Raw genomic sequence first — 13229 nt, forward strand, 5'->3', positions numbered from 1 at the left:
TGTTAAGAGTCTAAAATGCTCATTTTCATGCCCTTCTTGCACTCCAGTAAGCTATTTAATTCATACGATTATCCCAATAAATCGCTTTCAACCCTTAAGCACAACATAGCCGCCCAGCAGCTAGGGTCAAAATTGGGTGTTTCACCAGATAGTATGTTCCCATGGAAGGGATACGCAGGATTCCGGTTTACTGGCTCCAAAGGAAAGGATGGCGAGTTTGATCTGGTTATCGTCACTCACTGTAATGTTCTGGTTATCGAATTAAAGGATTGGAATCATGGCAAAATTACAGCCAATAAAGGGAAGTGGAGTAAAAACGGTCAAGAAATAGCTAACTCGCCGGTAGATGTCACACAGCGTAAGCTCTACTTGCTGCAAAATAAACTGAGAAAATATAAAAATAAATTTTCATCGGGTCGCATACCGATCATGCACCACCTTGTTGTAATGACGGGAGACGCAGACTTTTCACAGCTCCCTGAAGCAGAACTACAACATACGTTGTCACTGGAAGAGTTTCTCTCTTACAAGGACAGGGGGAAATTTAATAAACGTTTCAGGCCACACCCTGATGCAGAGCTTCGTGCGGACACCGCTGTTTTTGACAAGATTTTCAGCGAAGGAAATATTGCTCCCAAGCACCTGTATGTCAACGGCTACAAAGCTGTTGAGAGTATATTCAAACATCCGTCTGCAATTTATAAAGAATACCGATCTGTCTTAGAGGACAGAAAGGAGGAAGAGGCTCTACTGCGAGTTTGGGATTTTAACAAGATAGACAATCAGGCAGCAAAAACGCCAGAAGGCAGGCAACATATTGTCCGTCGTGAACGAGATGTTCTGAGTCTGATCAAACACCAAAAACCTGAGCTGTATAACTATTGTCTCCGTGCGCTGCCCGGCTCCTCCCATGAAGGCAATATCCCTTCTGAGTATTGTGAGTTGTATGAGCTTCCGCCAAGCCATCAACGGTTGAATGAGTTTATAGGAAGGTTTTCTGAGCCACTATCTGAAAATGCCCGATTCAGCATTGTTAAGCTACTGGTTGCCAAGTTTGCAGACTTGCATTCTTGAAGGTCGTCGAATATCTCCTGAAAGCCTTAAAGAATTGGATAAGACAGTCAAAGCGTCTGAAGCCTGGTATAAGGATATATTTCTGGATGTACTGTGTCACCAGAGCTGTAAGGATGCCGGTGAACTTTTTGCTTTGTTGAAAGAGCAGGAGCCCTACGACACGAGTGAATTTGAATTCGATATTTCTGAATTGGAACCTTTTCAGAAACCATTCAAATTGGAGCGACAATATCAAGAAGATGAGCTTCTGAAGGAGACTGATACCAAGGAGATTTACCGGTCGGATCATCAACTGGTGAAAGCCTGGACAAATGTTAGACCTACTAGCAAAGACCCTGAACAAGGTTATCGTTCCCTGCATTTTTGCAATACTCTCACTTCTCTCAAAAGCCTCTCTCCAGAATATTTACCTGAGATCTATGACTTTGGCCTGTCGGCACGTTCTGGCAGTCTGTTTTTAGTGACTGAATTTATAGAAGGCGATACCTGGGAAATTGCAGCAGCAATTTACTCTGAAGAGCAGAAAAAATTACTGATCAATAACCTAATCTCAGCCATAACTCATCTGCACGGGTTAAACCTGTACCACGGCGATCTTCACCCCGAGAACCTGTTGATCACAAACCCTGAAAACCCTCAGGTTAAGCTTCTTGATCTTCCCGACTTCAGCGTCTTTGGAGAAGAATCCTTTAATCATCGTTACAGCCCTGAAAATATTGACGGTTGTACCGCACAGGTGCGAGATAATTTCGCAGTAATGAGGATGACCTGTGAACTGCTGGGCATTGAATGGGGGCAGGAGTCAGAGTTATTTTCTGAGATCAGTGCTGCTGTTTACAGAGAAAACGAAGATTTAGATGCTGGTTTCAAGAGCCTTGAGCGCTTTGTTGAGGCATTGCATCCTGATGCATCTTCAGTAGATGAAAATATTGAAATCATTGAAATCGGCCTGAAAAAGGTCAGCGAAGACATCACCATCTATCCGGATAACGGTCAACTCTTCGTTAACATTGAACCAAGCAATAAAGATCCAAATGATGCCCGTGTGTTGCTGACGGGAATAGGCGGCTCAGTTTCTTTGATTTATAAACCCCAAGAAGAGGCGTTTGTTGTAGGTTTTCCGCCAAGAAACAGAGATTCGATCAGTAGAAAGGATATCGATACCAGTGATATAGAACTGCCGTTTGCTGTACGAGTTGTCGATAGCTACCGATATGATCTGGCAGACCTCAACAAAAGGATCGGGGACTTTGAAGGTTTTGCCAAGATTGTTTCTGCAAAACTGAAGCCTGATGCTGAGCCAGAAGATTTTGACGATACCAGCGATATTGTCAAAGGTGGTCTGGCAGAGTTGTTTTTATCCGATCTGAACAGTTCAGAATATGACCAAGAACACGGCAGCAGCCGTTTTGATGATTCAGATCCAGAAAGCACGACATTCCACACCTCCGATTTATGGAAGGCCGTCCTTGATACTGAAACAATGGCGTTGCCATTCATTGAAGTGTCAGGAGACACCTTTGAACCTAAGAGCGATGGCTCTAAACTTGCCTTGCCATATGTACCGGAAGTGTCAGAGGGGTTGGAAAAATTCAGAAATGGTGATGAAGTTGAAGCCCTGATCCTCAATGAAGAGCATGAGGATATATGGATTGGTGACGTCAATCTGAAAAAATCCAAGAGCAGTGAAGTTCATCTCAAAAAAGCCACTCCTAAAGCTAAAGCGCTCAGTGATGGGGATACTGTCTATTTCCGGACAAAAATGGACAGGTCTTCCTACAAAAAGAGGAAAAATGCGCTAAAACGTATTCTTGATTGCGCATTCCGGAGTATTCGGCCACCCATTCCACTAACATTCGGCCACCGATTCCGGAAGTATCCGGCCACCCATTCCGGAAACATTCGGCCACCCCCATCGTAGCGCAGCGACGCATCGGTTTGCAGCTTAGGACGTAGGTTCGGACTTCGCCAGTTTTGCTTGTTTCTTGCGCAGTGACTCACCCTTTAAAGGGATGCGGTGAGCGTTATGAATCAGCCGGTCCAGAATCGCATCTGCCAGTGTCGGATCACCGATCAGTTCATGCCAGTGATCAACCGGCATCTGGCTGGTAATCAAGGTGCTCTTGAGGTTGTGCCGGTCTTCAACCAGCTCCAGCAAGTCTCGCCTCTGACTCTCGTTTAAGGGGGCCAGCCCCCAGTCATCCAGAAGGAGTAAGTCGGTTTTGGCCAGCGTCGTCATGATCTTCAGGTAACGACCATCAGCACGGGCAAGGCTCAGGTCCTGAAGCAGTCTTGGCAGTCTCTGGTACTGGACTGTATAACCATCACGGCAGGCTTTCTGAGCCAGGGCACAGGCCAACCAGGTTTTACCAACCCCGGTTGGTCCGGTGATAATGACGTTTTGATGATCCTTTATCCAGCTACTGCCCAGTAACTGTTGGAACTGCTCTCGCTTGAGACCGCGAGGGTGGCGGAAGTCAATATCTTCCATGCAGGCATGCTGTCTTAGTCGTGCATTTTTTAAACGGGTTTTCAAGCGACGGTCATCACGAAAAGTTATTTCCCGATCAACCATTAGCCCAAACCGTTCTTCAAACGACATTTGTTCTATGTCTGGACTGTTCAATTGCTCATTAAGTGCTTCATACATGCCGGATAGTTTCAGCGTTTGCAGTTTTTCTAATGTTGGATTCAATAACATGGTTCTGGTTCCTTTCTCTATTATTCGTGATGGATTAGTTGAAGTAGTCAGAGCCACGGAGGTTCTCATGATTATCCGGCAATGCAGTTTCCGGTTCCAGTTGCGGCAGCGGCTGTTGATCCAGGTTGTGCTTCAGGATTGATTCAAGACTGCGGTAGGAACAGGCATCAGTATACAATGCACGACGACAGGCGTTTTCAAGCCGGTTACCACCATAACTTTTTCCCAGCCTCATGATGCCAAGGCAGCTGCGATAGCCTTGTTGCGGATAGCGGCGGTCTGAGAGGATTCGTCGTATCACTGCTTCTGTTTCAGGACCTGTTTGGGCGGCCCAGTTCTGGAGTCTTTCCGGTGTCCACTCGGCATGTTGTCTGTGCTTTTCCGGCATGTGTTCAGGCTGAGTGCTATACCGGCCTTTTTGGTACAACCGCTGATGACTGGCGACCCGTTTACCCTGATAAAAGCACTCAACCGTATTCTGGGTGAAGCGCACAGAGAGTTGCTTTTTGGCCAGCTGGTAAGGCACGGAGTAATAATGGCCCTCTACTGCCACATGATAGTCAATGTGTACCCGGACCTCTTTCCAATCAGCGTATTGATAACGCTCTGCAGGTAAAGGCTTGAGTGCCGGTTTGTCCAGCTCCTCAAATAGTGAACGACGACTACCCTGTAATTTCTGGAACGGTTTGCTGTTCAGGTCATCCAGCAGGCTGCGAATCGCCTTGTTCAGTGCCGACAGGGTAAAGAATGTCTGGTCACGCAGTCTGGCCAGTATCCAGCGTTCGACCACCTGTACGGCAGATTCAACCTTGGCCTTATCCTGTGGTTTTCTGACCCGGGCGGGTACAACGGCTACCCGGTAATGCTCGGCCAGGTCCTGATAGGTAGGGTTGATCACCGGTTCATACCGATGGGGCTGTTTCACACCTGATTTTAAATTATCGGGAACCAGTGTGTTGGGAGTACCTCCAAAATAGTCAAAGGCACGAACATGTGAGCCCACCCAGTCCGGAAGCGATTGGCTCCAGGTGGCTTCAGCATAGGTGTAGCTGGAGGCTCCCAGTGTGGCGATAAAAATCTGTGTCTGTCGTACTTCGCCAGTGTACTGATCAACGACAGGCATCGTTTGACCGGCATAGTCAATAAAGAGCTTATCTCCGGCAATATGGTTTTGCCGCATGACCACATCTACCTGGTTCTTCCATGAACGATATTGGTCACTGAACCAGCTGTACTGATAACCATCCGGGTGACAGGCTTTGTAGTTCTGCCAGAGCAGTATCAGGGTCACACCGGGATGTCGCAGCTCCTGATGAATTTGACTCCAGTCAGGCTGTGCCTGCCTGTTGCTGCGTGGTGATGGTTTGGCGGGGAACAATTGCTGCTCCAGCATGTGCTCATCAATGGAGTCAGGCAGTGGCCAGGACAGCTCAGAAACCGAAAATCGGGCCAGATAATCTTTAACGGTTGAGCGGGAGATATTGCAGCTTTGGGCAATTTTTCGCTCACTGAGGTTGTGCTCAAATTTGAGTCTGAAAACTTCACGAATTTTGCGCATGGTCAGTCTCTTCATGGTGCTATCCCGTCATCCTTGAAAGGGGCCCAAGAACGAGGGTAACGGTTATTGAAATAGACTGCGCCGCTGGCAGGAAAAGGGTGGCCGGATGTTACCGGAATGGGTGGCCGAATGTTTCCGGAATCAGTGGCCGGATGTTACCGGAATAGGTGGCCGAATGTTTCCGGAATCAGTGGCCGAATGCTTCCGGAATACCCATTCTTGATAAAAGCAGTGTTATCCCGAATCTTACTGATTACTTTGATCCTTCATGCCAGCTGCAGGCAACAGGGTATGACATTGAAGTTACTGAGGAAGATTTCAAGAAATACGATAGGCTTGATGATCATGGCAACACCATCAGCTTGAATGAGCAACAACGAGTCGCTTTTCAAAAACTGGTGCGTTATGGACCGCTATCGCTTTTGCAAGGCCCGCCTGGGACCGGTAAAACCGAGTTTATTGCTGCTTTTGTTCACTTCCTCGTGGAAAAAGAGAAAGTAAATAATATTTTGCTGGTCAGCCAGTCTCATGAAGCGGTTAATAATGCGGCAGAGCGAATCCGTAAACACTGTCGCAAACTTAAGACACCGCTGGAAGTGGTTCGTTTCAGTAACCGAGAATCGACGGTTTCTGACTCTTTGAAAGATGTCTATGCCGGTTCAATCGTCAATGTCAAAAGAGAACTATTCAGGGTAGAAGCCAGCCACAAAATAATGGCTATGAGTGCAGCGCTTGGTGTTGAGAAAGCGTATCTGAAAGATCTTACGACAGCAGAGTTCAATTTATTCAGCAAGATGGATGCGTTAAAGGCGCTGGATGACCATCTGACAGATGATGATGAGCAAGACCAGTCTGACAACCTGAAAAGATCAAAAAAAGAACTGATTGCAACGATTACTGAGAAGTTGCAGGAAGATTTTGCTGTCAGTTGGAATACAAAAGACTCTGTGGAGGATGTAAAGACAAAGGTTTATCAAAAACTGGAATACCAGTTTGACTTGCAACCTAATGAAACCATCAAAGCAAAATCCCTGGTAAAAATATACAGAGATATGCTGGATGCTCTGGCCATGGATCGCGTGAATTACGATGAGTTCCTTGCAAGATCCAGACAGCTGGTGACGGGCACCTGTGTAGGTATTGGGCAGTTTCATATGGGTATTGGTGAGCAGCAGTACGATTGGGTAATTATTGATGAGGCTGCACGCTCCATATCCAGTGAGTTGGCGATAGCCATGCAAGTGGGCAAACGAATTCTATTGGTGGGAGACCATAAGCAGTTGCCGCCGATGTATTCAACACCCCATCAAAAAGCCATTGCCAAAAAGCTGGGTATAACCGCCGCTACAGACGACCTTGATGGTATTCTCAAGAGTGATTTCGAAAGAGCCTTTGAATCCGATTATGGTAAACAGGTTCAGGCTCAGCTCCTAACTCAATATCGAATGATTGAGCCTATTGGCCGGATGGTGTCGGACTGTTTTTATGATGGAAAATTGGTTACCGGTAAACGCGCAATACCAGATATTTATCATCGGGTGCCATCAATTTTGAAAACGCCCGTCTCCTGGCTGGATACTGCGGCCTTGCCCAACTCCTATCACAATGATGATAAGGGTGTCAGTATTTACAATAGAACCGAAGCAGACCAGATTATCTCCCTGCTGAGAGAGATAGAAAAAAGCACAGAGCTCCTTGAAGGACTTGGCCAACTTCTGAAAGAGGGTGAGTTTGGCATTGGTGTGATCTGTATGTACGGAGAGCAGAAACGCCTGATCAATCAGAAATTCAACGAAGCCTCCTGGAGTGATGACTTTAAGAGCATGGTCAAAATTGACACTGTTGACAGTTATCAGGGTAAGGAAAACCGAATTATCATTTTGTCGATAACCCGTTCAGATAAGAAGCAGTCAACCGGTTTCCTTCACTCTTCTAATCGAATTAACGTGGCGCTTTCAAGAGCAATGGATCGACTTATCATTGTCGGCTCGACAAGGATGTGGCGAGGGAAAAACAAGAAGATGCCATTTGGCAGAGTCTTAAGTCACATTGAAAGCGGTGGCAAAGAGTACCAGGTAGTTAATGCGAAGGGAAAAAATCCACAACGGAGGGGTAAATGATGGATAAGAGTAAGCCAATCTGTTTCCATGAGCTGGATTTCGTCCTTCCTGTGCACAGATTTCATATCAGCTTTTCCTATACTGATGCTCAGCGGCTGTCTTTTATAAGGGAATTTGTTCTCAGAATCGTGAATATCAACCCTCTTACACCTGCCAGCCTTGCTCAGTTTTTCTCACTGAGCAAGCGAGAGCTGGATGAGGCTCTGTCGGATCTTGTTCGGAGTGGAGATCTTAAATATCGCGATGACGGTACTGTCGAATTAACTAACCAGAGTCGTTCATATTTTTCAGGAATGGAAGCAATTCCCAAGATCGAAAAAATTGATGAAACCACTGGCCATTTTAACTTTGAGCTGGCCGGTCTGAACTACCTTGGAGCAAAGAAAATTAACAAAAACTGGAAGTTTGCGCTCCGCCTGAATATTGATAACGAGCGTAAAGCAAAGAGCGAAGCTCTTGCCAGAAAAGCTTTCCAGCAACATTTCCAGGATATTGCTGATAGAGGCGATGTAAAGGGAGTCAAAGATAATGATGATAACCGGGTGAATTTATACAACATCGGAGATGTCAGAAAAGTTATAGAGAAGCCATTGCGTATAAGCCACAGCTTCTCCGTAAGCCACTCAGGAGAGTTTCTGGAACGAGGCGATATAGAAGAACTTAAGGATGCAACAGAAGCTACATCCTTGATCACGGATGCAATTGGCCTCCAGAGACAACCGCATAATTTTCTTGAGATTTTTAAGGTTATTGATGAGTTTGATGATACTAAGAGCAAGGCTTACATCAACGATGATGGCCTGGATATTCCTAAAATACTATCGGACCGGCAATATGCAGAGTCTAGCGGGGCTGATCTCACCCCCTTTCTGGGTATCATTTATACCCTTGAAAACTGGCGTTTGATTACCGGGATACTGGAAAAAAATGTAAAGCAACCAAAGAGAACTGGGCATGAGGCTGACGAGTTAATATGGCTGGCACCCAATAATCCTTTCTGGGGAAAATCCGAAAAAGTTCTTAGTTGCTTACAATATGTACGGGATAGCGCAAAAGTCACGGGGAAAAAAGCCAAAAAGCTGTACCAGCCAAAATTGTATTTGCCGCTTACAGAAAATCATGACCGGCTACGGCGGGTTTGTGGAATAGAGTTTGAGGATTTCGATAAAGATAGCCTGTTTGGCTACACAGGAGACTTCTGCAACGGCAACGTTGAGGTGATTGTTAACAGCGATTTATTTGCTGTCGTTATATATCATTTATCAGCACCGGATACTTCTCCCATACCTATTCCGTTTGGCTTTATGACAACGGATAAAAGTCATATTGCTTATATCCGATTGCGGGTAAAGGCTTTCTTGAATGATATCGATATGGCAACAGGTAAGCCTCATGATATAGGTCAGTTAAGGCCAAAATAGTACGGTTCGAATAGGGTTTCATGTTTTACATGAAGCCTTTCCTACTTGATATGGAAAAATAGCAGGGCTTCTCTTATTTTTCAGAATAAAATACTCATGTCCTCAGCTGGTTGGTTTTTTGGACGAGAACTAACTCATTTCTACATCCGACATATCTGACTGTAACAACTTCTTAAACGACAGATGGCCGTGCAGAACCTCAAAAGCCGTCTCACTGACGACTTCATCCTTTAATGCGGGAGATTGCAGTATGGCGGTTTCAAGGTCCCGTACTGCTTCATCATGCTGCCCAAGTGCCGCTTCTGCACAGGCCCTTTGCCAGTAGGCAAGCGCATATTCGTGATCATGATCAATCGCCTGATTGGTCAGTGATAGCGCCCATCGGGCCTCACCAAGATCCAGCAACGAGTCAGCCTTATAGGTCAGTGCCTCAACATCATCTGGCTTGATTTCAAGAATCTGGTCATAGATGTTGATCTGCTCATGGAGGTTCGTCTCAAGCCCTGCACGCATCCATAATGAATGAACCTGATTGGTTTGTGATATCTTTTCCTGGGCAGAAATAATCTGCTCCGAACGCACGACCAGCTTCGTCTCAAGCTCATTCAGTCTTTTCTCATATTCCAGTGTCATCTGAGAAACCTGGCTTTCGACCTGTGCCTTAATGGTTTCACGAACCTCTCGCAATGAACGCCACCCAAGCAAAACCAGAATTGAAGCCGCGCCAGTAATGATGAAAAAGATATTGTTAACGGTATCCGTTGTATAGCGAACTGCTCGATCTGAGGCATCCAGCCGGGCCTCAGCAACTTTATTGATCAGTTCAGCCCGCATAAACTGCTGATCCTGACGGAGATTCTTGAGCTCATCAAGAATATAGCGCTCAATGAACGGCTTATAGAGGGGTTCATCAATCTCAGCAGGGGTTTGAGCCTTAACTGAAGAGATGTTCAGCATTACAGAGCAGGCAAGCAACAGCTTGAGGATAAGTTTATGAGGCATTAATCCTCCCTGGATTAGCCATCGTCTGATAATAACTGCGTTAAAGCTCTACCTTACCCCGACACAGGAAAACGGGTCAATGAGCTAAAGTTTTAACCTGAATCAAACAAACGTCCATTAGAAACCGGCAAGTCGAGTTTTAGATTTTAACAAAACTGTCATTTTGAATTCTTAGGATGTGTTCTGTTGACTAATAAAATCAGAAATGGATCGTTATAAATGAACATCAGAAAATTGATCGTGTTTGCTGGCTTGAGTGTCTCCTCTTTTGCGGCATCAATTGCACAGGGTGCAACCGAATTAACCCTGTGGCATGCCATGGGTGGAAGAAATGGTGAAGTGGTTGAAATATTAGTAGACCGCTTTAACCAGAGTCAGGATGAATACAGGCTGACAGCGGTAAACAAAGGCGGTTATGAAGACACGATGACTGCCGGTATTGCAGCTTTCAGGGCAAGAAAAGCGCCGCATATCATACAGGTTTTTGATGCCGGTGCTGCAACTGTTATCAATGCGAAGGGTGCCGTCTATCCAGTGCAGGATCTGCTGGAAGATAATGGTATTGCCTTTGATAGCAACGATTATATTCCCGGTGTTCGACACTTTTATGCAGACTCTGCCGGCAAAATGATCGGAATGCCCTTCAACAGTTCCACACCTCTTCTTTATTTCAACAAAGAAGCCCTTGCCAAAGCCGGTGTAACTCCACCCAAAACCTGGGAAGAGTTTGAGCAGGCCGCGCCCAAACTGAAAGCCGCTGGTTATCTGGCATTGGCTCAGTCTCACAGCCCATGGATCTTTTCCGAGAACTTCCATTCCCGCCATAACCTGCCCATGGCAACTGGCAACAACGGTTACGACAGCACTGATGTAAAAATTCTCTATAACAACGATGCCCTGAAAATGCACTGGGGCAAAGTCAAAGAGTGGATGGATGATGGCTACTATGGCTATTACGGCAGAGCCTGGGGCGACAATCAGGATGCCTTTACCAAAGGTCAGGTGGCAATGTGGCTGGGCTCATCCGGTTCTTTCGGAAACTTGCAAAAGACGGCTGACTTTGAATTTGGCACAACCTATCTGCCCTACTGGAGCAGCCTGATCGAAGAGCCCAAAAGCACCTTTATTGGTGGTGCAGCACTGTTCAGTTTTACCGGGCACGATGCGGATGAATACAAGGGCATTGCTGAATTCTACAAGTTCCTGACACAGGCTGAGACTCAGTTGTTATGGCACAAGGAAACTGGCTATGTGGCCATCACCAACGATGCCTATTCACTGGCCAAAGAGAGTGGCTATTACCAGGAAGCACCGGATGCCGAGGTTGGTATGCTGCAGTTGAGCCTTGCTGGTGGCGAGTGGACCAAAGGCTATCGTCTGGGCTACTACGTTCAGATTCGTGAAAGCCTCTACAAAAATTATGAAAAGATTCTCTCCGGACAGACCAGTGTGGACGATGCCTTCAATTCTATTGAGCGTGAATCCAACAAACTGCTGTCCCGCTTTAACGACACTTATAACTAAGTGGTTAATTGTTCATTTATTACCGTAGTTAGTCAGTGGCTGCGGTGCTTCTTATCACAGGTAACATTTTTCAGGTTATAGCGGGTTATAAATTGTTGTGCAGAAAAATCAGTTTCAACACAGTGCACTGCCGTATTTCTTGATATTACCCCAGGTACTTATCATCCTGGTGTTTTTTCTCTGGCCATCTGGCCAGGCTATTCAGCAGTCATTTTATATGGAAGATGCTTTCGGGCTTTCCAGCGAATTTGTCGGGTTGCGAAATTTTACTGATGTTCTGGAAGATCCGGAGTATGTCAGCACGGTGTTGTTTACCCTGTTTTTTTCAGTGATGGTTACCCTTTTTTCTCTATCACTGGCATTACTACTGGCGGTTCAGGTAAATGAAGTGTTGACCGGTGCCGGGGTTTATAAAACCTTTCTGATGTGGGCCTATGCCATTGCGCCTCCAGCGGCTGGCCTGGTTGGCAGTTTATTGTTCAGCCCTTTGATGGGGGATCTTTACAATGGTATCAACGCACTGGGCTTTGACTTTAACCATACCCGGGATGGAAGTGATGCGATCTTCGTTGTCGTTTTAATTTCTGTATGGAAGCAGTTAAGCATCAACTTTATTTTCTTCTTATCCGGTTTGCAGGGGATACCTGCCTCTGTTCAGGAAGCTGCAAGAATTGATTGCCCGGGCTCAATTAAACGATTCTGGACAGTTACCTTTCCACTTCTGGCTCCAACCACGTTCTTCCTGTTGGTTATCAATACGACTTATGCCTTCTTCGAAACCTTTGGTGTGATCGATCTGACCACTCGTGGCGGCCCCGCAGGCTCAACTACGACATTGGTGTACAAGATTTATCAGGATGGTTTTCTTGGCGCTGATTTGGGAGGTAGCGCCGCGCAGTCGGTTATTCTGATGCTGTTTGTTATTTGCCTGACGATTATCCAGTTCCGTTATGTTGACAAAAAGGTGCATTACTGATGAGTAAACCATGGACTCGCACCGTCATACGTCACGGTATTTTAATAATGGGCACCCTGATTATGGTGTTGCCTTTATGGATTGCGCTCATGTCATCCACCCATACGCCGGAGACATTGTTTAAGGAAGGGCTGCAATTTTTCCCCGGAGGGCATGGATGGGAAACGTACAAGGCTATTATTGGCGGTAATGATGATTTATCAACACCCGCCTGGCGCATGTTGTTGAACAGTCTTGTGCTGGGTCTGGGCTTTGCTATTGGCAAGATCATTATCTCCACCATTGCTGCCTATGCCCTGGTTTATTTTCGGTTTCCCCTGGCAACACCATTGTTCTGGATGATTTTTGCAACACTGCTGCTACCTCTGGAGGTCAGGATTATTCCTTCCTATGAAGTGGTTGCCCAGCTGGAGCTGCTCAATAGCTATGCCGGATTGATTGTTCCCTTGATCGCATCAGCGACGGGCACTTTTTTCTTCCGGCAGTTCTATCGCTCAGTACCAGGTGAATTAATGGAAGCTGCCCGTATGGATGGTGCCGGGCCGGTGCGGTTCTTTATCGATATTCTTCTGCCTTTGTCGTCCACCATACTGGCTGCAATTTTCATCATCATGTTTGTGGTTGGTTGGAACCAGTATCTTTGGCCATTACTGATGACAACAGATACTGACTACTACACGGTCGTCATTGGCATACGACAGATGTTTCAAACCATCAACGAAGGTGGTGACTTACCTCAGTTTAATATTGCCTTTGGCTTAACCATTCTGGCGACAATTCCCCCGGTGCTGGTTGTGGTGATCTTCCAGCGAATGTTTATCAAGGGGTTGGTGGAAACCGAAAAATAACAGGA

At 46.1% G+C, this 13229-nt stretch carries 10 protein-coding genes; 7 read left to right on the forward strand and 3 right to left on the reverse strand.

Annotation, left to right across the window (positions count from 1 at the left end; genetic code table 11):
- Window positions 1–15: 15 nt before the first annotated feature.
- Window positions 16–1074 (forward strand): nuclease-related domain-containing protein, encoded by a 1059-nt coding sequence (locus tag O3276_RS18835; RefSeq protein WP_269672690.1) that lies wholly within the window; start codon window positions 16–18, stop codon window positions 1072–1074.
- The gene (locus O3276_RS18840) at window positions 1016–2995 is read left to right on the forward strand and encodes a protein kinase domain-containing protein (protein WP_269672691.1); all 1980 of its coding nucleotides are present in this window, start codon (window positions 1016–1018) and stop codon (window positions 2993–2995) included. The genes O3276_RS18835 and O3276_RS18840 overlap by 59 nt, the downstream gene beginning before the upstream one ends.
- A gap of 24 nt (window positions 2996–3019) precedes the next feature.
- Here O3276_RS18840 and istB read toward each other — a convergent pair whose 3' ends face one another.
- Window positions 3020–3775, reverse strand: a complete 756-nt coding sequence (gene istB / locus O3276_RS18845; protein ID WP_269672692.1) for an IS21-like element helper ATPase IstB — start codon at window positions 3773–3775, stop codon at window positions 3020–3022.
- A 34-nt stretch (window positions 3776–3809) separates the two neighbouring features.
- Window positions 3810–5348, reverse strand: a complete 1539-nt coding sequence (gene istA / locus O3276_RS18850) for an IS21 family transposase (protein ID WP_269672693.1) — start codon at window positions 5346–5348, stop codon at window positions 3810–3812.
- A gap of 152 nt (window positions 5349–5500) precedes the next feature.
- Here istA and O3276_RS18855 point away from each other — a divergent pair, with 152 nt between their 5' ends.
- Window positions 5501–7453, forward strand: a complete 1953-nt coding sequence (locus O3276_RS18855; protein WP_269672694.1) for a DEAD/DEAH box helicase — start codon at window positions 5501–5503, stop codon at window positions 7451–7453.
- Complete coding sequence (locus O3276_RS18860; protein ID WP_269672695.1) at window positions 7450–8874, forward strand: hypothetical protein; 1425 nt, start codon at window positions 7450–7452, stop codon at window positions 8872–8874. The genes O3276_RS18855 and O3276_RS18860 overlap by 4 nt, the downstream gene beginning before the upstream one ends.
- 129 nt (window positions 8875–9003) lie before the next feature.
- On the opposite strand, the gene O3276_RS18865 is transcribed toward O3276_RS18860, so the two are convergent.
- Entirely contained in the window at window positions 9004–9876 is an 873-nt protein-coding gene (locus tag O3276_RS18865; RefSeq protein ID WP_269672696.1) for a tetratricopeptide repeat protein, read from the reverse strand.
- Between the two features lie 219 nt (window positions 9877–10095).
- On the opposite strand from O3276_RS18865, the gene O3276_RS18870 reads away from it, so the two are divergent.
- The 3 genes from O3276_RS18870 to ugpE all read left to right on the forward strand — a co-directional run bounded on the left by O3276_RS18870 (window position 10096) and on the right by ugpE (window position 13224).
- On the forward strand, window positions 10096–11400 hold the full coding sequence (locus tag O3276_RS18870) for an extracellular solute-binding protein (RefSeq protein WP_269672697.1): 1305 nt from the start codon (window positions 10096–10098) through the stop codon (window positions 11398–11400).
- A gap of 217 nt (window positions 11401–11617) precedes the next feature.
- Window positions 11618–12376 carry an ABC transporter permease subunit gene (locus O3276_RS18875; protein ID WP_269672698.1) on the forward strand — a complete coding sequence of 253 codons (759 nt, stop codon included), beginning with the start codon at window positions 11618–11620 and terminating at the stop codon, window positions 12374–12376.
- Window positions 12376–13224, forward strand: a complete 849-nt coding sequence (gene ugpE / locus O3276_RS18880) for a sn-glycerol-3-phosphate ABC transporter permease UgpE (protein ID WP_269672699.1) — start codon at window positions 12376–12378, stop codon at window positions 13222–13224. Before O3276_RS18875 ends, ugpE begins: the two co-directional genes overlap by 1 nt.
- Window positions 13225–13229 lie beyond the last annotated feature (5 nt).

This window comes from Endozoicomonas sp. GU-1, from assembly GCF_027366395.1.
In the GTDB taxonomy this organism is placed as follows: Bacteria; Pseudomonadota; Gammaproteobacteria; order Pseudomonadales; family Endozoicomonadaceae; genus Endozoicomonas.

What these genes read in the sequence shown, in the direction of transcription:
- O3276_RS18835 (WP_269672690.1), top strand. Translation starts at nt 16, where the DNA reads ATGCTCATTTTCATGCCCTTCTTGCACTCCAGTAAGCTATTTAATTCA.
- O3276_RS18840 (WP_269672691.1), top strand. Translation starts at nt 1,016, where the DNA reads ATGCCCGATTCAGCATTGTTAAGCTACTGGTTGCCAAGTTTGCAGACT.
- istB (WP_269672692.1), bottom strand. Translation starts at nt 3,775, where the DNA reads ATGTTATTGAATCCAACATTAGAAAAACTGCAAACGCTGAAACTATCC.
- istA (WP_269672693.1), bottom strand. Translation starts at nt 5,348, where the DNA reads ATGAAGAGACTGACCATGCGCAAAATTCGTGAAGTTTTCAGACTCAAA.
- O3276_RS18860 (WP_269672695.1), top strand. Translation starts at nt 7,450, where the DNA reads ATGATGGATAAGAGTAAGCCAATCTGTTTCCATGAGCTGGATTTCGTC.
- O3276_RS18865 (WP_269672696.1), bottom strand. Translation starts at nt 9,876, where the DNA reads ATGCCTCATAAACTTATCCTCAAGCTGTTGCTTGCCTGCTCTGTAATG.
- O3276_RS18870 (WP_269672697.1), top strand. Translation starts at nt 10,096, where the DNA reads ATGAACATCAGAAAATTGATCGTGTTTGCTGGCTTGAGTGTCTCCTCT.
- O3276_RS18875 (WP_269672698.1), top strand. Translation starts at nt 11,618, where the DNA reads ATGGAAGATGCTTTCGGGCTTTCCAGCGAATTTGTCGGGTTGCGAAAT.
- ugpE (WP_269672699.1), top strand. Translation starts at nt 12,376, where the DNA reads ATGAGTAAACCATGGACTCGCACCGTCATACGTCACGGTATTTTAATA.